The organism is Pantoea sp. EKM103V (assembly GCF_011800365.1).
Lineage (GTDB): Bacteria > Pseudomonadota > Gammaproteobacteria > Enterobacterales > Enterobacteriaceae > Pantoea > Pantoea anthophila.
Map to the genome: position 1 here is coordinate 1,110,870 of NZ_JAALFQ010000001.1, position 19,424 is coordinate 1,130,293.

Annotated in this window: 17 protein-coding genes; 5 read left to right on the forward strand and 12 right to left on the reverse strand. The window is 60.3% G+C overall.

Features of this window, described 5'->3' with window-relative positions; all coding sequences use genetic code 11:
* Window positions 1-87: 87 nt before the first annotated feature.
* Window positions 88-1,401, reverse strand: coding sequence for a type II toxin-antitoxin system HipA family toxin (locus HFD97_RS05405; RefSeq protein ID WP_167430832.1), 1,314 nt, complete (start codon window positions 1,399-1,401; stop codon window positions 88-90).
* On the reverse strand, window positions 1,401-1,649 hold the full coding sequence (hipB, locus tag HFD97_RS05410) for a type II toxin-antitoxin system antitoxin HipB (RefSeq protein ID WP_009090189.1): 249 nt from the start codon (window positions 1,647-1,649) through the stop codon (window positions 1,401-1,403). Before hipB ends, HFD97_RS05405 begins: the two co-directional genes overlap by 1 nt.
* A gap of 187 nt (window positions 1,650-1,836) precedes the next feature.
* Between hipB and HFD97_RS05415 the strand changes: the two genes are divergently transcribed.
* Complete coding sequence (locus tag HFD97_RS05415) at window positions 1,837-2,265, forward strand: N-acetyltransferase (RefSeq protein WP_009090187.1); 429 nt, start codon at window positions 1,837-1,839, stop codon at window positions 2,263-2,265.
* 34 nt (window positions 2,266-2,299) lie between these two features.
* On the opposite strand, the gene HFD97_RS05420 is transcribed toward HFD97_RS05415, so the two are convergent.
* The 4 genes from HFD97_RS05420 to HFD97_RS05435 all read right to left on the reverse strand — a co-directional run bounded on the left by HFD97_RS05420 (window position 2,300) and on the right by HFD97_RS05435 (window position 7,518).
* Window positions 2,300-3,094, reverse strand: a complete 795-nt coding sequence (locus HFD97_RS05420; protein ID WP_009090185.1) for an inositol monophosphatase family protein — start codon at window positions 3,092-3,094, stop codon at window positions 2,300-2,302.
* Window positions 3,095-3,109: 15 nt separating this feature from the next.
* A complete protein-coding gene (locus HFD97_RS05425; RefSeq protein WP_167430831.1) occupies window positions 3,110-4,180 on the reverse strand; it encodes an ABC transporter ATP-binding protein in 1,071 nt (356 codons plus the stop codon).
* Window positions 4,177-6,399, reverse strand: a complete 2,223-nt coding sequence (locus tag HFD97_RS05430) for an iron ABC transporter permease (protein ID WP_009090181.1) — start codon at window positions 6,397-6,399, stop codon at window positions 4,177-4,179. Before HFD97_RS05430 ends, HFD97_RS05425 begins: the two co-directional genes overlap by 4 nt.
* A 90-nt stretch (window positions 6,400-6,489) precedes the next feature.
* Window positions 6,490-7,518 (reverse strand): ABC transporter substrate-binding protein, encoded by a 1,029-nt coding sequence (locus HFD97_RS05435; protein WP_167430830.1) that lies wholly within the window; start codon window positions 7,516-7,518, stop codon window positions 6,490-6,492.
* A 214-nt stretch (window positions 7,519-7,732) separates the two neighbouring features.
* On the opposite strand from HFD97_RS05435, the gene HFD97_RS05440 reads away from it, so the two are divergent.
* From HFD97_RS05440 to HFD97_RS05450, 3 genes are all read left to right on the forward strand, one after another.
* Window positions 7,733-8,767, forward strand: coding sequence for a LacI family DNA-binding transcriptional regulator (locus tag HFD97_RS05440; protein WP_154928178.1), 1,035 nt, complete (start codon window positions 7,733-7,735; stop codon window positions 8,765-8,767).
* Between the two features lie 264 nt (window positions 8,768-9,031).
* The gene (locus tag HFD97_RS05445; RefSeq protein WP_167430829.1) at window positions 9,032-9,925 is read left to right on the forward strand and encodes an SDR family oxidoreductase; all 894 of its coding nucleotides are present in this window, start codon (window positions 9,032-9,034) and stop codon (window positions 9,923-9,925) included.
* Window positions 9,926-10,015: 90 nt separating this feature from the next.
* Window positions 10,016-11,839 (forward strand): glycoside hydrolase family 15 protein, encoded by a 1,824-nt coding sequence (locus HFD97_RS05450; protein WP_167430828.1) that lies wholly within the window; start codon window positions 10,016-10,018, stop codon window positions 11,837-11,839.
* A 17-nt stretch (window positions 11,840-11,856) separates the two neighbouring features.
* Here HFD97_RS05450 and HFD97_RS05455 read toward each other — a convergent pair whose 3' ends face one another.
* The 5 genes from HFD97_RS05455 to HFD97_RS05475 form a co-directional block, all read right to left on the reverse strand.
* Window positions 11,857-12,327, reverse strand: a complete 471-nt coding sequence (locus HFD97_RS05455) for an RES family NAD+ phosphorylase (protein ID WP_167430827.1) — start codon at window positions 12,325-12,327, stop codon at window positions 11,857-11,859.
* Window positions 12,327-12,779: an antitoxin Xre/MbcA/ParS toxin-binding domain-containing protein gene (locus HFD97_RS05460; protein WP_167430826.1), complete on the reverse strand. Its 453-nt coding sequence runs from the start codon at window positions 12,777-12,779 to the stop codon at window positions 12,327-12,329. Before HFD97_RS05460 ends, HFD97_RS05455 begins: the two co-directional genes overlap by 1 nt.
* An 81-nt stretch (window positions 12,780-12,860) precedes the next feature.
* Window positions 12,861-14,015, reverse strand: a complete 1,155-nt coding sequence (gene ampC, locus HFD97_RS05465) for a class C beta-lactamase (protein WP_167430825.1) — start codon at window positions 14,013-14,015, stop codon at window positions 12,861-12,863.
* A gap of 29 nt (window positions 14,016-14,044) precedes the next feature.
* Window positions 14,045-14,290, reverse strand: coding sequence for a hypothetical protein (locus HFD97_RS05470; protein WP_009090169.1), 246 nt, complete (start codon window positions 14,288-14,290; stop codon window positions 14,045-14,047).
* A gap of 67 nt (window positions 14,291-14,357) precedes the next feature.
* Entirely contained in the window at window positions 14,358-15,539 is a 1,182-nt protein-coding gene (locus HFD97_RS05475; protein WP_009090167.1) for a glycosyltransferase family 4 protein, read from the reverse strand.
* 603 nt (window positions 15,540-16,142) lie between these two features.
* Here HFD97_RS05475 and hpxO point away from each other — a divergent pair.
* Window positions 16,143-17,300 carry an FAD-dependent urate hydroxylase HpxO gene (gene hpxO / locus HFD97_RS05480; protein ID WP_167430824.1) on the forward strand — a complete coding sequence of 386 codons (1,158 nt, stop codon included), beginning with the start codon at window positions 16,143-16,145 and terminating at the stop codon, window positions 17,298-17,300.
* 38 nt (window positions 17,301-17,338) lie between these two features.
* On the opposite strand, the gene dcp is transcribed toward hpxO, so the two are convergent.
* Window positions 17,339-19,384: a peptidyl-dipeptidase Dcp gene (dcp, locus tag HFD97_RS05485; RefSeq protein WP_167430823.1), complete on the reverse strand. Its 2,046-nt coding sequence runs from the start codon at window positions 19,382-19,384 to the stop codon at window positions 17,339-17,341.
* Window positions 19,385-19,424: the final 40 nt, after the last annotated feature.

The following is a 19,424-nucleotide window of genomic DNA, read 5'->3' on the forward strand; positions in this document are numbered from 1 at the left end:
CAATAAGATTTAACCTTTCGTTAACTTATCAGCCCGGACGCCCTTTTCCAAATGCCATCATCCTCTTACGGGTGTGCGCGCTCTCCATCACGTTCTGTGCCGTAACCGCTCCAGCATGATCAGGGAGTGACTGAAAATGGCGTCGGCGATGTGCTGCGGAAAATCGGCGGGCAGCGCATCCCGCACCGAAACCACCGCCTGGGGAAAAGCATGGATAAAGAAGTCAAAAATCTCCTCCATACTGGCCGGATCAAAACTGACGCGCTTTGCCGTGGCGATAAAATGGCGCGGATAGATTTTGTCGATCGCCATCTTTTTACCTTTGGTGGCGCACAGCCCCATCGCCAGCTTCAGCGCCCGCTTGTTGAGGCCGGTGCCACCCAGTACCGGATAGGCTGAGATGACGTCATAAAATGGCGTCAGCCGGTAACTGCCTCCGCGCTCAATAAACAGGGAGAAGTTTTTTGCATGGCCATCGGTTGCGCCGATCAGCCACTGGAAAACCTGAAACTGCATAAAGCGGTAGCGATCCGCTATCGCCTGGCTGGAGCCCATCAGCAGCTGCATGATCGTCTCTATGCCCGGCCCGCCGTCTGACTCATATTTAGTTGAAGATGGCATCCCCAGCGCCTGGCAGATATCCTCCTGCGGCAGCCGGATCAGCCGGGTCTTATCGCGGGACCAGCGCCGGTCAAACCGCTCCACCGCCAGCGCCCGCATCGCCCCGGCGCGGATAATGGTCGCCTGTGGCACCGCCATTCCCAGCGCCCGGGCCAGCGCCAGACAGAGATACTCATTCTCCACGCTTTCGCGCATATCCAGGGTGGCGGCAGGCTGCTTAATCTCCCCGATGGGCAGCTTGATGATGTGGGAGGTTGGCGTCGCCCCGGCCGGAATGCTCCATCCCTCATCGGTCAGCAGCAGGGCCGTCTTCTCCTGCGCGCCGGCCACCGAGATGCGAAAATCGGTCTCTTCACGCAGCATCCCCAGCGGAATATCAGACTGATAGGCCGACAACACCTTCTCCAGCCGCGCCTCATCCAGCACCTCATAGCGTGCCTGCAGCGGCGGCAGCGCCATCTCCGGCGGCAGCAGCATGGTCGCGCCAACGCTGTCACGTCCCACCTCCTGCAGCAGATCAAACGGCTGGCGGGATTTTATCTGATAGCGCGCCACAATCCGGTCACGGATCGCCGGGCTGTCGGGCAGCAGGTTATCGAAAAAGTTAATCACGGCGGCGGAGGTGATCGGCCTGACCTGCAGCGGCATAGAGAGGGAAAGGGGACGCGCCAGCGGACTGCGCAGCCAGCCTGCATCATACTCAAACTCATGTGCGCCGTTTCGCTGCCGGGTCAGCACCCCCACCCGCTCGCCGTTCATCCAGGCCATCAGCTTCTGCATCACCAGTCATCCTCGTCATTGAGTGGCGCAGGCGCCGGTGCCGCTTTTTCCTGAACCTCCAGGCTCAGCTCCAGCGACTGCAGCAGCTTAAACAGCGTTGCCAGTGAGGTGCTGTCAGGTGCATTTTCAAAGTGAGAGATCGTCGCCTGCTTCAGGCCCACTTTTTTTGCCAGCTCACTCTGGGTCCAGCCGTTGCGCTGGCGGATAAGTTTCAGCCGGTTTGCCAGCTGAATCGGACTATATATCATGGGTGACTCCTTCTGGATCACAGAGGGTAAGCATAGCGCAGCTGCATTATCCCCGAAAGGGTATAAATGTGCATTTATCCCCTTTAACGGATAATTTTCTTTTTATACTCTAGAAGGGATAAAGAGGGTTTTATCCCTTGCGAGGGATAATTCGGGACGCATAATCCACGGAGAAAAGAGGAAGAGAATGAGCAGATTCAGCATCACTCATCAGATCAGCGAGCAGGACCGCGAAGCACTACTGGCGGGACTCGGCGGGTACAACCGGCAGTTTATCCAGACTGATAACTGGGGGCCGCTGTCGGTCATGCATCGCGACACACAGGGGACATTACGGGGAGGATTAATCGCGTCCCGCAAAGGAAACTGGCTCTGTATCGATTTTCTGTGGGTGGACGAGACGCTGCGGGGCAGCGGTCTGGGCAGTGAACTGCTCAGCGCGGCGGAACAGGCGGCGGTGACGGACGGATGTCTCTGTGCGCTGGTGGATACGTTCAGCTTTCAGGCGCTGCCGTTCTATCAGAAGCAGGGATATCAGCAGCAGATGTCCCTGCCCGACTTTCCGCAGACCGGCATGCAGCGTCACTATCTGACGAAGAGACTCCGGCCGGCATAACCACACCGATCCGCATCGCGCTGGCGTGACAGGGTCACAGCCCGGCGATGCGGCGCAGGTCGGCTTCGGCACCGGGTGCCACGGCAAGAACCTGCGCACCGCGGGTAAGGCGGTCGCCTTCAGTATTAAACGGGTGATACCAGCCGCCCGCCTCTTTCACCAGGCAGTAGCCCGCCAGACAATCCCAGGCGTGCATATAGGGCTCGTAGTAACCCACCACCCGTCCGGCGGCCACCCATGCCAGCATCAGCGCGCCGGAACCCAGTCGGATAAAGTTACCGCCTGCCGTCAGCAAAGCGGCCACGATCTCGCCAACCTGCTGCGGGGTCACGTGACTGTTCGCCCCAAATCCGGTGACGTGGTTTTGCAGCGTGCGCGCCGGATCGACGGCCAGACGGCGGCCGTTGAGCGTCGCGCCCTGCCCCAGCGCCGCAACGTAGCATTCATCATAGAGGGGGGCAAAGATCACCCCGATGACCGGCAGGTCGCCGCGCAGCACGGCCACCGAAACACACCAGTTTGGCATCCCGTTCAGAAACGGGCTGGTGCCATCGATAGGATCGACTACCCAGGTGTAGTCCGATGCTCCCGGCTGCAGACCGCTCTCCTCACCCAGAAATCCATCATCGGGAAAGGCGGCGCGGAGATGGGCCGCGATCTGCTGCTCCACGTCGCGGTCAGCAATCGAGACCACATCCTGCAGATCATATTTGGTTTCCACCACCAGCGTCTCGCGACGGTTAAAGTAGGAAAGCGCGGTCGCGCCGCCTTCACGGGCAACGGCCTCAGCGACAGCCAGACGCGCCATTATTTCATCATGTGATGCCATGCCAGCTCCTCAGTTTTAATCAGATTCGTGCGCGATCAGGGCCAGCCCCTGCGCCCTGAAGTTAACGCCAACCCTGGTGGCGAGCGGGAGACGCTGCTCCATCAGCGGATCGATAATGAACAGCGCGCCCAGTTCAGTGGCCACTTCATATTCGATATGGTCACCCAGCCAGGTGCTGTGGGTGATCTCTCCCTGCAGTGCGCCCTGTCCGTCGCCGGAGAGGGTCATGAAGCGGGGCCGCACTGCCAGCTGAGCCGGGCCGATCCGCACTCCCGCACCGGGCAGCCGGAAGCGCTGCGTGCCGAGACGGACCAGCGCCTCTTCCGCACCGGCCTGCTCTACCTCACAGGGCAGAATGTTCGCCTCCCCCATAAAGTCCGCGATAAAGACCGAACGGGGGGAATGGTAAAGCGTCTCCGGCGTCCCCTCCTGAGCAATATCCCCCTCTTTCATGACAATAATCTTATCGGAGACCGCCAGCGCCTCCTCCTGGTCATGGGTGACATAGACCGCAGTAAAACCGAGCCGCTGCTGCAGATCGCGGATATCGGTGCGCACCTGACGGCGCAGACGCTCATCCAGGTTCGACAGCGGTTCATCGAGCAGCAGCACCTGCGGCTCCAGCACCAGCGCGCGCGCCACCGCAATGCGCTGCTGCTGCCCGCCGGAAAGCTCCGAGGGCAGCCGCTGCCCCTGACTCTCCAGCCCCACCAGCTTCAGCCCCTCACGCGCCCGATCCTGCGCCTCGCGCCGGCTCATCCCCGAGGCGCTCAGCCCATAGAGAATGTTGTCGAGGGCGTTCATGTGCGGAAACAGCGCGTAGGATTGAAACACCATCGCCACGTCCCGCGCGTTGGCGGGCAGATGGGTAACATCCTTACCACCTATCAGAATCCGGCCCGCGTCAGGATGTTCCAGCCCGGCCAGCAGCCGCAGCGTGGTGGTCTTGCCGCAGCCGGAGGGCCCGAGCAGCGTCACCAGCGTGCCGGGCTCCACGGTGAGTGACAGATCCGGCACCGCACTGAAGCCGGCAAAACGTTTTGAGACATGGTCAAAAACCACCGATCCGGCCTGATGTGTCGTCATACGGTGCTCTCCTGAGTCAGGGTGGATGCAGAGGGAGTGGCGGCGAGGGCCGCCGGTCGGGTGACACGGCGCAGGCGGCGTTCGCCCACCAGCAGCTGGAAGAGACCAATAATCAGCAGCATCACCAGGATCAGGACCGAGGAGTAGGCAATGGCGACGCCATATTCACCGTTCTCCACCAGCCCGACAATGTACGAGGTCGCCATGTTGTACTGCGCGCTGACCAGGAAGATCACCGCGCTGATGGAGGTAATGGCGCGCACAAAGGCATACACCAGCGCCGCGCTGATGGCCGGTTTCAGCAGCGGCAGCACCACCTTGCGCAGGGTACGGAAACTGGTTGCGCCCAGCGTGAGTGACGCTTCATCCAGGCTTTTATCCAGCTGGCTCATCGCCGCAATGCCGCCACGCACCCCGACGGGCATGTTACGGAAGACAAAACAGGCAATCAGGATCATCGCGGTGCCGGTTATCTCCAGCGGCGGCAGGTTATAGGCCATGACATAGCTCACGCCGATAACCGTACCGGGAATGGCAAAGCTCAGCATCAGCATGAACTCAAAGGTCTGCCGTCCGGCAAAGCGCTGACGCACGATCAGCCAGGCGGTCAGCAGCCCGACAATCGCCGTGAGGGGCGCCGCAATCAGGGCAATCTCCAGCGTCGTCCAGAAGGAGTTCCACGCCACGCCCTGCCACACCAGCTCCCCCTGAGTGAGGGTGACACGGAAGGCGCGGATGTAGTGATCCAGCGTCAGGCTGTTGTCGAGCCCCCAGGAGTGGACAAAGCCACCAATGAGGATCATGCCGTAGATCACCAGAGTGAAGAGCCCCCATGGGATCACCATCCCGTATACGCCAAATCTGACCGGACGCGGCAGCATGGCATGACGGCCGCCGTCGCCTTTCCCGGTGACGGTGGTAAAACTTTTCCCGGCAAGCCAGAGACGCTGCAGCAGAAAGGCCGCCAGCGTGAAGGCCAGCAGGATCATCGCCAGCACCGCCGCGCGGCTCGGGTCGTTTTGCGCGCCGACCACTGAAAAGAAGATCTCCGTAGAGAGCACGCCGTGACTGCCGCCCAGCACCATCGGATTGCCGAAGTCCGCCATGCTTTCGATAAAGCTGATCAGAAAGGCGTTGGCCAGCCCCGGAGCCATCAGCGGCAGCGACACGCGGGAGAAGGTCCGCCAGCGGCTGGCTCGCAGCGTCTGCGACGCCTCCTCCAGTGAGGGACTGACGCCCTCGACCACCCCGATCAGCACCAGAAAGGCCACCGGCGTAAACGAGAGCACCTGCGCAATCCAGATCCCGGTCAGCCCGTAGAGCCAGCGTCCCGGCGCAATGCCGAACAGCGACGCCAGCGATTCGGTGACGACGCCAGAGCGGCCAAACAGCAAAATCAGCGCCAGACCGATGACAAACGGCGGCGTGATAATCGGCAGAACGGTGAGCATCCGCAGCGCTTTCTTACACGGCAGTGCCGTGCGCGTCGCCGCCAGCGCAAACGCCAGCCCCAGCAGCGTCGAGCCGCTGGCCGTCATCAGCGCCAGTCCCAGCGTTCGCCAGGCCGTCCCGCAGTTGCCGCCGGTAAAACAGCCGAGGCTCCAGATGGCCGGGTCCTGCAGGCTGGCGATCAGCCCATCGGGTTTAAAGCTGCCATCGCTGTCCTGCACCGCGGCGACAAACAGGCTGAGCACCGGATAGAGCACGAAGGTGGTGACCAGCGCCACCAGCAGCACAATCGCCGCCACCACAAAGGCATCGCCTTTCAGGACACCGCGCTCTGCCAGCGCAAAGGCAAAGATCAGCAGAAAAACGGTCAGCAGCAGTAAGGCCCCGGCGCCCATGGCGGGCTGTCCCTGAGCCAGCGGCCCGGTAAGGTGCTCGAGCCACAGCCAGTTCCAGCCGCTGAAACCAATGGCATGCCCCTCCAGCAGCAGAAACAGGATGCCGGAGACGCTGAACAGCAGCAGCAGCGTGCTGCGGGTCCGGCCGGGAGGCAGAAAGGCGCAGGCGGTAACGCCTCCCCATAGCGCCACGGCGACCAGAAGCCAGGGTTGCTGAGCGAGCTGCCACAGGGCCGGTGCACTGTTCTCCTCCGCAGAACGAAAGAGCCAGTCACCCGCAAAGAATCCCTGCTCCAGGCTGTACCAGGGCAGCAGCGTCAGGGCCACGGCCCCCGCCAGCAGCGCGCCGGTTAAACGGCGATTGTGCGCATTCATACATCACCTCGATTGGAGAAGCGGACAACTGGCTGATGCCACCGCGGTTCGGCCCGTGCCCGGCGTCTGACGGCCGGGCCGTGCCAAGCTTCAGTGCGCGCTGGCACCAATCTCTCTGTCCCAGCGCCCCAGCAGCGCCCTGCGTTTCGCCGAGTCGCCATAGGTTTTGAAGTCATAATCGATCAGACGGATGTTCTCGAAACGCGGCGCATACTCGGAGATTTCCGCCTGACGGTTGGAGGGCAGCTGGAACGATTTCGCCTCTTTCATATGGGACTGCGCATCCGCACTCAGCGCCCAGTCATACCAGGCCCGGGCGTTCGCCAGGTTGCGTGCCCCTTTGATAATCGACATGGAGCCAATCTCATAGCCGGTGCCTTCACAGGGGGCGACAGGTTTGATCGGGAAGCCTTCAACTTCCATCGCGACCGCATCGTGCATAAAGACAATCCCGACGGTGGTTTCACCGCGCGCTGCCGCTTTTACCGGTGCCGAGCCGGACTTGGTGTATTGCGAGATATTGGCGTTGAGCTTCTTCAGGTAGGCAAAGGCGTCATCTTCCCCCATGATCTGCACCAGCGTCGCCAGCGTGTTGTACGCCGTGCCGGAGGAGTTGGGGTTGGCGATCTGAATCTCGCCCTTAAAACCGGGATCGAGCAGATCCGCCCAGCAGGCAGGCACCTTCAGCTTTTTATCCGCCAGCAGGCGGGTGTTGTAGCCCCAGCCCAGCGCACCGGCATAGACGCCAACGGTCCGGTAACCGGAAATCTCCGCCACCTTTTGTGACCAGGGCTGCTGCTGGTCAAGTAAAGGGGACTTGTAGGGCTGGCTCAGCCCCTCTTCTGCGGCCTGCATGTGCGGATCGCCGGTGCCCGCCCACCAGATATCGGTGCGGGGATTGCGCGCCTCGCTGCGGATTCGGGCGTAGGCTTCACCGGCTGAGAGCCGCACCATGCTGAGCCGGATATCGGGATGAGACTGGCTGAACAGCGTGGTCATCTGTTCGCACACCACCACATCGGCGGAGCAGATCATATTAAGGCTGCCCGCCGCCGTGGCCGCAAACGGCACCACCGGGCAACTGACGATAACAGCAGCGAGCAGAGAGGAATAACGCATGGGGATCTCCTTGAGGCCGGATGATGAAGGCGTGCGCCAGCTTTTGCACATGTGTGCAAAGTAGTACGGCGACCCCGCCATGCTGTCAATTCACTTGTTGAGCAATTGTCAGTCGCTGTCACAAATTTGAAACATTCACTGCCCTGTTATCTTTTGCACACCCTTGCATTTTCAGGCAGACTCAGTGCGGTTAACGGCAGGATGAGGAGAGAAGATGCAGCAGCCCAGGGCAGTGGTGAGTGCACAGGATGTGGCAGATCGGGCGGGCGTCTCGCGCTCGGCGGTCTCCCGCACCTTCACACCGGGGGCCAGCGTGTCGGACGCCACCCGGCAGCGGGTAATGAAAGCGGCGGAAGAGCTGGGCTATCACGTCAATCATCTGGCGCGTGGCCTGGTACGAAACCGCAGCGGCATTGTCTGCCTGATCGCCTCAGAGGTGGATACGCCCTACCGTGCCAGCCTGGTGCGCTGGATGACCCAGTATCTGCAGGAAGCGGGCAAGGTGGCGATGCTGATTAACACCGACCGGTCGGATGAGCGGGTTTCCGCCGCGCTGCAGCAGGCGATCCATTTCCGCGCCGATGCCTCGATCATTCTCTCCGGCATGCCTGACAGTGGCATTACCCGGCTCTGCTACCGGCACGGTCAGCAGCTGGTGCTGATTAACCGTGACGACGCCCTGCCCGGCACGCTCAGCCTTAACCTCGACTCCCGTCCGGCGGCGGAGATGGCGGTAAACGCCTTTCTGCGCGCGGGCTGCAGCCGCATCGCCTTTGTGAATTCGCTGGCGGGAACGCCGAGCCTGCTGAAACGCGAAGCCGATTTTCTGACTGCGGCGCAGCAGGCCGGCATTGCCGTGCAGGTGGAACGGTTTGGCAGCACCTCCTATGAGAGCGGACAGATTCTGGCGCAGCGTCTGCTGACACGCAGCGTCCGCCCGGATGCGGTCTGTTGCGCCACCGACCTGCTCGCCTGCGGCTTTATGGATGAGGCGCGTCACCGTTTTGCGCTGCGTATCCCGGAGGATCTCTGCATCATCGGACATGACAACATCGCGCAGTCGGGCTGGAGCGCCTACGACCTCACCACCTTTGCGCAGCCGGTAGAGCAGTTCGCCCGCGATGCGATTGACTGGCTGGTGGCGGCGGAGGCGCAACCGGAAAGTCTCCTGCCACGAACAGAACAGCCGCAGGCACGGAAAATATATCCGGTCGATGTGGTCTGGCGGGGATCGGTGCGCGGCGGATGAGCGCCATTCTTTATTTTCAGCCGGTACGTTATTTCTCAGCGAAATAATTGAGTACCGGTTTTACGCTTCGCTTTAAATAGCGCTCTCCTGCCCGGAAAAATATTCGGCCGCTTCGCCCCGCAATCGCGATTTCCTGTCTACGCTTTATCTGCATTATTAATTTATTCTGGTTTTATCTGCTCAATGAATCAGCAGTCAGATGTGACAAACATCACATTTGTGCCAGGCTTACAGTCTCAGATAACACTGTTCAAGGAGCATACAATGGCCACACCCACTAACAAGACGCTCGATCTGGATCACTTTCCTAAGCCTCCTTTTGAGGATCAGCCCCAGCAGGCGCCAGGCCTTGCCAGCAAAATGGTTCCGGTTCCCGATCACGGTGAAACCAGCTACCGTGGCACCGGTCGTCTGACCGGCCGCAAAGCGCTGATCACCGGCGGCGACTCCGGGATTGGCCGTGCCGTTGCGATTGCTTATGCCCGTGAAGGCGCCGATGTGGTGATTAACTACCTGCCGGAAGAACAGCCGGATGCCGATGAAGTGGTTAAATTAATCGAAGCGGAAGGCCGTAAAGTTTTCGCTATTCCGGGTGACATTCGTTCAGAAGAATTCTGTCAGCAGCTGGTCAAAGAGGCGGCCGACAAATTAGGTGGTCTGGATATTCTGGTTAATAACGCCGGTCGTCAGCAATTTAATGAGTCCATCCGTACCCTGAGTACAGAAGATTTTGACGCGACGTTTAAAACCAACGTTTATGCAATGTTCTGGATCACCAAAGCGGCGCTGGAATATCTGCCACGCGGCGCATCCATTATTAACACCTCGTCAGTGCAGGCGTTTAAACCCAGCGATATCCTGCTGGACTATGCGCAGACCAAAGCGGCGATTGTGGCCTTTACCAAATCCCTGGCGAAACAGCTGGGCGGCGACGGCATCCGCGTCAACGCGGTAGCGCCGGGTCCATACTGGACCGCACTGCAATCCAGCGGCGGGCAGCCGATGGAGAAAGTGAAGCAGTTTGGTGCCGACTCACCGGTGGGCCGTCCGGGCCAGCCGGTTGAGATCGCCCCGCTCTACGTCACCCTGGCCTCGACCGAGAGCAGCTACTCCTCCGGTCAGGTCTGGTGCTCTGATGGCGGCACCGGCACCCTGTAATCCCCTTCTGGTGGCCGCGTAAAGCGGCCATTTTTTTGTCCTGCCTCTCTCCCCCTCCGAATCGTTGTGCCTGGTATAAGGAAAAAGAACATGGAAAACCCGGTTTTTCATTCGCCGGTCAGAAAAGAAGGTTTTGCGGGGCTGGGCGACTATGCCGCCATTGGTGAAGGCCGTTCGGTGGCGCTGATTGCGCCGGATGGCTCCATTGACTGGTGGTGTGCCCCCAATCTCGATGCGAAACCGCTGTTTGATCGCCTGCTGGACGCCGGGCTGGGCGGCTACTTTCAGGTCGTCCCGCGCGGCAGCTATCAGGTTACGCGACGCTATCGTGACAACAGCAACGTGCTGGAGACCCGCTTTGACACCGACAGCGGCGCCGTCCTGCTTACCGAATCGATCAACAGCACGCTGGCGGGCCGTCTGCCCTGGTGTGAGCTGGCCCGCCGCATCGAAGGCGTTGAGGGCGAGGTGGAGTTGCAGATCACGCTGCGCTTCGGCACCGCCGCTGAAACCCGTTCCCCCTGGGTGGCCGACAATGAGAAAGGCAAGGTGTTTCACATCGCCGAAACGATGGCGATGTTCCGCACCAGCGACGACATCACCATCACCGAACTGGATGATGAACAGGTCTGCGCCACGCTGCGCACCACCGCCGGTTCCCGCTCGCTCAGCGCCCTGCTGATCACCGAAAAGGAGCCGCTGGCCGTACCGCCGCTGGAGGCTATCGACCAGCGGATTGAAACCAGCCACACCGGCTGGACCAGCTGGGTGGAGAGCCTGAGTTATGACGGCAGCTACCCGGCGCTGGTCAGGCGCTCTGCCCTGTCGCTGAAGTTTCTCTGGTACTCCCCGACCGGCGCGCTGGCCGCCGCGGCCACCACGTCGCTGCCGGAGGGCATCGGCGGCGAGAAAAACTATGACTACCGCTACGCCTGGGTACGGGACGCCTGCCTGATTATCAAAGCCTTTGTCTATCTCGGCGCGCTGGAAGATTGTAAGGCGGCCTTCTCCTGGCTGTCGCAGACCATCATCCGTCACGGCGTCAGGCTGCGCGCCTGCTATACCCTGAATGGCGATGAGGTGCCCGCCGAGCGTTATCCGCCCCTGAGCGGCTATCAGCATTCTCAGCCGGTGCGCATCGGCAACAATGCTCGCGATCAGCTGCAGCTCAGTATGTATGGCGATATGCTCATGACCGCGCAGCGCTTTATTGAAGCGGGCCACGTGCTGGATATCACCACCTCACGCCTGCTGGGCGACCTGGCGAACTGCTGCGCCGACAACTGGCGACAGAAAGATTGCGGCATCTGGGAGCTGCCGGAGCTGCAGCACTATACCCACTCCAAAATGGCCTGCTGGATAGCGCTGGATCGGGCGGTGGCGCTGGCGGAAAGTAAACATATCGAACCGACCTGGCTGGGCCGCTGGCAGCGGGAACGTGACCGCATCCGCGACTGGATTGAGTCGCACTGCTGGTCAGAAACGCAGCAGGCTTACCTCTTCTACGTCGGCAGTGATGCACGCCTGGACGCCTCGCTGGCGCTGGTGCACAGCTATGGCAATGCGGTTAATCCGCAGCGGATGCTCTCCACCTACCACGCTATCCGGCAGAAGCTGGGCGACGGCAGCGCCATGCTCTATCGCTACAGCGGCGTCAGGCAGGAGGAGAGTACCTTTCTCGCCTGCGCCTTCTGGCTGGTGGAAGCCTGGGCGGAAATGGGTGAGACGGATCAGGCGGAACAGGCGATGCAGGAGATTCTGGCGACGCTGGACGGTCAGGGTAACGTCGATATCTTTAATGAGATGTATGACGTCCGCAGTCAGAGCTGGCGTGGCAACATGCCGCAGGGACTGAGCCATCTGGCGCTGATCTGCGCGGCGCAGGCGCTATCGGAATCAAAAGGAGAAGTTTAAGAAAGGCATAGGGGCGACTATTGCAGCCGGAAGCGCGGGTCGAAGAAAAACGGCTCCACTACCGCTTTCGCAATGATGCCCGCCGCTGCCGGATGACGGGGATTGAACAGCGCATTCCACTCACCGGTCAGCGTGCTGGGCACTTTGAGTATCAGGCCGTTTTCCGGGCTGGCGAGCCACTCATCGCCGATCTGCCGGGTGGACGCGGGCGCGGGATCGGCCTGCCACTCATCCGGCAGCGCCGTCAGTGCCAGTTCGGTGATCAGGGACTCCGGCACGCTGATCGCGATCATGCTGTAGTCGCGTGACAGATCCTGAATGGTGAGATGCACCAGCGCCTCCAGCACGCAGAGCGCCCGGCTCGACCCCAGGTAGACACAGATCGATCCCACCGAATTCCAGCGCCCGCCATACGTCCGGGCGCCAAAACCATCAAAGGCGGTCATCGCATATTCACGCTTCACCAGACGAAAAAAGGGAACCGCCATCAGGTGATGACACCGTGCTCGAGCTGGCCGATCAGGTTTATCACCGCTTCCGCCCCTGCCACCGTGGTGGTCATCTCCGCCGGTTTTTTTCCGCCCAGCGCTTTGGCGGGCGTTTCCAGCCACTGCACCAGACGCGCCCTGTCGTCACGGAACAGGTTGCTGGCGGCAGAGAGAACGCGAATCAGCATGTAGATGCGTCCGCTCTGGTCGGGCGAAAAGGTCTGCGCCGGATCTTTCACTTTGCGGTTGTAGGTGGTGCGATCGATGCCCGCCAGACGGCACAGCCACCCCTCGTCGAAGGTGGACAACGACGCGGTGCGTTTCAGCACGCCGCTGCTGAATCCTGTCGCGATACGCTGATGCGCATCCGGCAGGGTTTCCGGCAGGTTAAGGGCATGCAGCAGCGTCGCATGGCGGCGAGGCTGAGCGGGTGTGTAGATGGCGATGGACATAGCAGCCCTCCTGTTCATTTGATTTTTATTTTAGCGCAAATGAACAGAAGGCACCACCGCAAGTCCGGCGCGTATCCGTTCTTATTCTGCTGCGCCCTGCTCCAGCGCCTGCATAATCTGCCACGCCGCCCTGATGCGCAGCGGATTGGGGGAGCTCTTGTTGGCCAGCATCACAATGCCGGTGTTCTTCTCCGGGATAAACGCGATATAGGCACCAAACCCGTTGGTCGAACCGGTTTTATGCACCCAGCTGGCGCGTCGGGAGGGCCCGATCGGTTCCACGCGGGTCACCGGTTGCGGCTTCAGCGCCACGCCATTCTCACTGTCGGCGATCAGCGTGTCAGCACTGACGGGCCAGTCATAGATCTCCCAGCCCAGCCCCTGATAGAAACTGGCGGTTCTGAAGTAGCGCGACTGCGCCGTGCGGATGGCATTGCGCAGCACGGCATTGCCGGCAGAGAGGCCGTTTGGATCGCTGTTGGCCTGCATGAAGGTGAGCATGTCGCGAGCGGTCGATTTAACCCCATAGGCTTCGGCATCCAGCATGCCGGGGGAGACACGCACAGGCTGGCCATTTTTGTAACCCCAGGCGTAGTTAATCATCATCGACGGCGGCACAGTAATAAAGGTGCGTGTCAGGCGCAGCGGCTGAAACAGCGATTTCACCATCGCCGCCTCAAAGTCCCCCTTCACCATCAGCGCGCCGAAGAGACCGATACTGGCGTTGGAGTACTGGCGAACCGTACCGGGTGCCGCCTGCGGTTGCCACTCCTGATAGAAGCGAAGCAGCGACGCCTGATCGGTGACCGCCTCCGGCAGTTGCAGCGGCAGCCCGCCCGCCGTGTAGGTCGCCAGATGCAGCATCCGGACCGGACGCCACTGCGCCCCCGTCAGCTGCGGCCAGACCTTCTGCACCGGATCGTTCAGGCGGAGTTCACCGTTGCGGATCAGAATCCCCGCCAGGGTGCCGGTGAAGGTTTTACTCACCGATCCCAGCTCAAACAACGTGTTTTCTGTGACCCGGCGGCCCGAATCGGTGTCGGCCACGCCCGCATTCACAAACTGCGTCCGGCCTTTGTAGAGCACCGCCACCGACATACCGGGGATCGCCTGCTGCTCCATCAGCGGTTCAATCGCGGCTTTAACCAGAGAAGTGACCTGCTGTGAAGAGAGATCGGCGGCGACACAGCGGACAGAAAGCGAAAACAGAACAAAACAAAACAGAGACTTTTTCATTAGCAACGAAGAGGGTTCACCGGGTCAGATTATTTACACTGGTCAGCACATGCCTGCACGCAGATCTGCGCCTGCGTACTGCAGGCACCGCTGTCGCGGGTATTACAGTGGGAGCGTTCGACATAGCAGTTGGACTGACAGGCCGCCAGATCGCAGCGGGCCGCCGCAGGGGTCAGCTGAACCAGGGGGGCGCGGGCCGGAAAAGGCGAAGCGGGCTGAGCGAAAGCGCTGCTGCCCAGTAATCCGGACAGCAGCAGCGTGATGATGCGTTTCATAAGAGTTCTCCTGTAGGACGCTGCCCTTAGTATGGCCAGTCTGGCGGGCAGCGTCAGGGAAATCTTATCAAATTGAGACCACAGGCGGGTGTTGGGTGGCATTTATTACGCCACGGGTGTAGATATCGTTCAGTCTGGCGATGTAACGCTGGGTATCATGCTGCTCTTTGATGCGCAGGATCGCCGCCTCGCCTTTCTCCTGCAGCCGTTCCGGCTGCTCAACGATCTCCAGCAGCGTCGCTTTCAGCCCCTCCACCAGCGACCGGCGCAGCTGCGATTTCTGCTCCGGCGTGGTGATGCTGTATTCGCGATCGGCGTTCAGCGGACTGGCGATGACCCAGCCCGCGCTGGCAGGATTGATCTCCGGCAGGGCCCGCACATTACTGGTGATCACCGGACAGCCGTTAGCCTGCATCTCCAGTACGGAAAAGCCGTAGGTCTCCTGCCAGGTCGGCAACAGGCCGACGTCGCTCTCGCGGAACAGCTGCATCAGTTCACGGTTATCCATCCGCGCCTGATGCGTGAAACAGCGGTAACGGGCGATGCGGCTCTCGATGCCGCGATAAAAGGCGTCATCATCCTGAAACTGGCGATGGGCGACGTTGTGACGTTTGGTGAGTTCGCCGATCAGCTGCACGTCCAGCTGCGACTCCTCCAGGCGGCGCTCTTCAATCAGCTCACTGATCGCCAGCACCACTTCCGCCCCGCCTTTGCGATAAAACTCATTACCGGCAAAGACCAGCTTCAGCACACCCGGCTGGCGTGGCGCCTTATGCTGCACAAACAGCGTCTGGGGCGGATGCAGCACCAGCGTTTTCCGCCGGATTTTCTGCGCTTCATCCGGACTGAACAGCTTCATCTGAATATTCAGCGTCGCGTCGGAGATGGCAATCAATCCGAGGCAGTTCTCTTTTAACAGATGAGGAATTAAGCGCTTCAGCTCCGGGTTATCCCGCTTGGCGACGCCAGGCACCGGCAGCACGCGCGGCAGCTCGGTTTCAAACGAGGCGACCCACTTCTGGTGGGTGATCGCAACTTCATTGAACAGATGGAGGATGTCAGCCCGTGAAGCGCCGGAAAACGGCACCGGCTGAAAGACGAAGGTTTTATTTTTCTTAAGCAGGCGGGTCCGGAGGGGATTAATAAAATAGAACAGATTGCCTTTTTTCAGATTGATATATTCGTTTGCCGGATTCACTAAAATATTACGCTGCTCCGGATATTGATTATTCGTAATTCCAATTTTCATGCACGCTCTCCAGAGTCCTTGTATACGGCATCATCTATAGCATGCAGCTGCGGCTGTTTCGTCTGAGCAATATCCTAAAAAGGCCCGCGTGGCGCGGCCTCTCCGCTTTTGCTAATGATTGCTGACGGTGATAAAGCAGGCATAACAGCGGTCTTTTCTCAGTTTCGTAACACCTGTGTTTTTTTGTGTCAGGCTAACCCCTTGTTGAATATCCCGCTATTTATACGGGCAATAAACGGACCATTTGTTATGTGAATGTTTAATTATTTGTGAAAATTAATATCGCCTGAAATGACGCATATAGTTTAAAACTTTTAAACAAACGAAACAGAAAGCAGACGGTTCCCCCTACGCGCTGATGATTACGTCAGGTGGTCTGCCCGCTGCCGATGAAACAAATGATACAGCGCCCACGCGACTGCACCACGCTGACCCGCTGCTTTGCCACATCATGGTGCAGTTGCGGGTGTCAGGCCCTGCGCCATAAACGCCTTTTACACCCTCTAACCCAATGAATTAACGATAAATTATTAACGTGCACTCTGAATGCGCCGGTCTGGTACAAAAGTTGCAAAAACCTCTCTATGCAGACAGGAGAGCATTATGAAAGCAATCGTGATTGGTGGCGGGATTGGCGGTATGAGCAGCGCCATTGCGCTGGAAAAAGCCGGAATAGAAGTCGAGGTGTTTGAAGCCGTGCAGGAGATGAAGCCGGTCGGCGCAGCGATCTCTATCTGGCCTAATGGCGTAAAGTGCCTGAATGCGCTGGGCATGAAAGAGCAACTGCGCGCACTGGGCGGCAACATGGCCTATATGGCCTATCACGACAGCGCAACCGGCGCGCCCCTGACCCGCTTCAGTATGGCCCCGCTGGTACAGCAGGTCGGCGAATATCCCTGCCCGGTGGCGCGTGCTGAACTGCAGGCGATGCTGATTGATACCTTTGGCCGTGAACGGGTGCAGTTTGGCAAGCGGGTTATCCAGGTCGAAGAGACCGCAGAGGGCGTCATTGCCACCTTCACCGATAACAGTCAGGCGCGGGGCGACTTTCTGATTGCCGCCGACGGCACCCATTCGGTGGTGCGCGAGTATGTGCTGGAGCAGAAGCTGGAGCGTCGCTATGCCGGTTACGTTAACTGGAACGGACTGGTGACCATTGATGAACGCATCGCGCCTGCCGATCAGTGGACGACGTTTGTCGGTGACGGCAAGCGGGTATCGCTGATGCCGGTCAGTGGCAACCGGTTCTACTTCTTCTTTGATGTGCCGCTGCCGAAAGGATTGCCGCAGGATCGCAGCACGGTGAAAGCCGATTTAACCGGCTATTTCCAGGGCTGGGCTGAGCCGGTTCAGCAGCTGATCGCGGCCATCAATCCTGAGACCACCAACCGGGTTGAGATCCATGACATCGAACCGTTCAGCCGTTTTGTAAAGGGCCGCGTCGCCCTGCTCGGCGATGCGGCGCACAGCACCACCCCCGATATCGGTCAGGGCGGCTGCGCGGCGATGGAAGATGCGGTGGTGCTGGCCGCGACGCTGGCGTCTCACTCACTGAGGATCGAAGATGCGCTGCTGCGCTATCAGGCGCGACGGGTGGAACGGGTCAAAGATCTGGTGCTGAAAGCCCGTAAACGCTGCGAGGTGACCCACGCGCACGACCCGGCGATCACCGCGGCGTGGTATCAGTCACTGAAAAGCGAAACCGGCGAGCGGGTGCTGGCCGGTATGTGTGAAACCATCGAAGGTGGCCCGCTGGGCTGAGATCCTGAACCGGGCTGTCAGTGAGACAGCCCGTCACCTTACTCCTCCGCCAGACCGCGATTTTTCAGCATCGGCTCCAGCTGAGGCGCGGCGCCCCGCCAGCTTTCATACAGCGTTTTCAGATCGCTGCTGTTGCCCCGCGACAGAATTTTCTGCCGGAAGATCTCGCCGTTTTCCCGCGTCAGCCCGCCATGCTCCACAAACCACTGATAGCCATCGTCCGCCAGCATCTGCGTCCAGATATAGGCGTAATACCCGGCAGCATAGCCGCCGCCCCAGATGTGCTGGAAATAGCTGGAGCGATAGCGCGGAGGCACCGCCGCCAGCGCCAGGTTGTCGCTCTGCAGCGACTGCTGCTCAAATCCCGCCACGCTTTGCGGTGCGTTGTCCGGCGTCAGGCCGTGCCAGTGCTGATCCAGCAGGGCGGCAGCCAGCAGCTCGCTCATCTCATAGCCTTTGTTGAACTGAGCGGCGCGGACGATCTTCTCATGCAGCGCATCCGGCATCGCCTCCCCGGTCTGATAGTGACGGGCGTAGTGACGGAACAGCGACGGCTCGCTGGCCCAGTGCTCATTAATCTGCGACGGAAATTCGACGAAATCGCGCGGGGTTTCGGTGCCTGAGAGACCCGGATAGCGCTGCGTGGCAAACAGGCCGTGCAGCGTATGACCAAATTCGTGGAACATCGTGATCACGTCATCCCAGCTCAGCAGCGCCGGCTCACCGGCTGGCGGTTTCGTGAAGTTGCAGACGTTGTAGATCACCGGTTTGCTGTCGAGCAGCGTCGACTGATTTACAAAATTACTCATCCAGGCGCCGCCGCCTTTGCTGTCGCGCTTAAAGAAATCGGTGTAGAACAGCGCCAGCGGCGTCTCATCAGCATCGAAAATCTCATAGACCTGCACATCCGGGTGATAGACCGGCAGATCCTGACGCGGCGTAAAACGGATGCCATAGAGCCGTGTTGCAGCCTCGAAGACGCCATTGTGCAGCACCGCGTTCAGCTCGAAATAGGGTTTGATCTGGCTCTCATCCAGATCGTAACGGGCACGCCGCACCTGTTCGGCATAAAAACGCCAGTCCCAGGCCTGCAGGAGAAAATCGCCCTGCTGCTGATCGATCGTCTGCTGTATCGCGGCGGCTTCCCGTTCCGCACGGGCGCGGGCGGCAGGCACGATGTTGCGCATAAAGGCCAGCGCCGCCTCAGGGGTTTTTGCCATCTGATCCTGCAGCTTCCAGGCGGCATAGCTGGTAAAGCCCAGCAGCCGGGCCTGCTCCGCCCTGACCTGCGCCAGCCGTAACACCAGCTCGCGGGTATCGTTGTCATCCCCTTTTTCCGTGCGCGTCACGCCCGCCTGAAACAGCGCTTCACGGGTCGCCCTATCGGAAAGACTCTGCAGCGCCGGTTGCTGCGTGGTGTTCTGCAGCACCAGCAGCCAGCTGTCTTCCAGCCCGCGCGCCCGCGCTTCCGCCTGCGCCACCGCGAGGTCGGCCGGGGAGAGCCCCGCCAGCTGCTGCGCATCCCGGACCACCAGCCCGCCCGCCTGCGTCGCCGCCAGCAGTTTATTGGTGAAGCGGGTGCTGAGACGCGCCGCCTCCTGATTCAGCGTTTTGAGCTGCAGTTTCTGCGCCTCCGGCAGGTTAGCTCCCGCCAGCTGAAAGCGCTGCCAGACCACCTCGACCAGCCGCTTTGATTCGCTGTCCAGGCTGGCGCGCTGCAGATAGACAGCGTCAAGCCGGGAAAAGAGCGGCCGGTTGAGCATGATGTCATCATTAAGTGCGGTGAGCTGCGGCGCAATCTCCTCATCCACCTGCTGCAGCAAGGGGCTGGTATGCGCGGAGGTCATGGCGCTGAACACCAGATTGACCCGGTTGAGCAGTTGTCCACTTTTCTCCAGCGCCTCATAGGTGTTGGAAAAGGTGGGAGCCTCGCTGTTATGGGCAATCGCATCGATCTCCCGACGCTTTTCCGCAATGCCCGCCTCAAGTGCGGGCAGGAAGTCCTGCTCTTGGATCTGATCAAAAGGGGGCGCCTGATAAGGCAGTGTGCTGACGCTGAAGAAGGGATTCTGACGGGCGTTCATGGTTCGCTCCTGATGGGCATCGCAAAGACCTATCCTGACA

Coding starts and splice junctions, on each gene's coding strand:
- dcp (WP_167430823.1), bottom strand. CDS start 19,384: ATGAACGCCCGTCAGAATCCCTTCTTCAGCGTCAGCACACTGCCTTAT.
- HFD97_RS05455 (WP_167430827.1), bottom strand. CDS start 12,327: ATGGCGGTTCCCTTTTTTCGTCTGGTGAAGCGTGAATATGCGATGACC.
- HFD97_RS05420 (WP_009090185.1), bottom strand. CDS start 3,094: ATGGCATCACATGATGAAATAATGGCGCGTCTGGCTGTCGCTGAGGCC.
- HFD97_RS05425 (WP_167430831.1), bottom strand. CDS start 4,180: ATGACGACACATCAGGCCGGATCGGTGGTTTTTGACCATGTCTCAAAA.
- HFD97_RS05440 (WP_154928178.1), top strand. CDS start 7,733: ATGCAGCAGCCCAGGGCAGTGGTGAGTGCACAGGATGTGGCAGATCGG.
- HFD97_RS05445 (WP_167430829.1), top strand. CDS start 9,032: ATGGCCACACCCACTAACAAGACGCTCGATCTGGATCACTTTCCTAAG.
- HFD97_RS05430 (WP_009090181.1), bottom strand. CDS start 6,399: ATGAATGCGCACAATCGCCGTTTAACCGGCGCGCTGCTGGCGGGGGCC.
- HFD97_RS05405 (WP_167430832.1), bottom strand. CDS start 1,401: ATGCAGAAGCTGATGGCCTGGATGAACGGCGAGCGGGTGGGGGTGCTG.
- HFD97_RS05470 (WP_009090169.1), bottom strand. CDS start 14,290: ATGAAACGCATCATCACGCTGCTGCTGTCCGGATTACTGGGCAGCAGC.
- HFD97_RS05435 (WP_167430830.1), bottom strand. CDS start 7,518: ATGCGTTATTCCTCTCTGCTCGCTGCTGTTATCGTCAGTTGCCCGGTG.
- ampC (WP_167430825.1), bottom strand. CDS start 14,015: ATGAAAAAGTCTCTGTTTTGTTTTGTTCTGTTTTCGCTTTCTGTCCGC.
- HFD97_RS05475 (WP_009090167.1), bottom strand. CDS start 15,539: ATGAAAATTGGAATTACGAATAATCAATATCCGGAGCAGCGTAATATT.
- hpxO (WP_167430824.1), top strand. CDS start 16,143: ATGAAAGCAATCGTGATTGGTGGCGGGATTGGCGGTATGAGCAGCGCC.
- hipB (WP_009090189.1), bottom strand. CDS start 1,649: ATGATATATAGTCCGATTCAGCTGGCAAACCGGCTGAAACTTATCCGC.
- HFD97_RS05415 (WP_009090187.1), top strand. CDS start 1,837: ATGAGCAGATTCAGCATCACTCATCAGATCAGCGAGCAGGACCGCGAA.
- HFD97_RS05460 (WP_167430826.1), bottom strand. CDS start 12,779: ATGTCCATCGCCATCTACACACCCGCTCAGCCTCGCCGCCATGCGACG.
- HFD97_RS05450 (WP_167430828.1), top strand. CDS start 10,016: ATGGAAAACCCGGTTTTTCATTCGCCGGTCAGAAAAGAAGGTTTTGCG.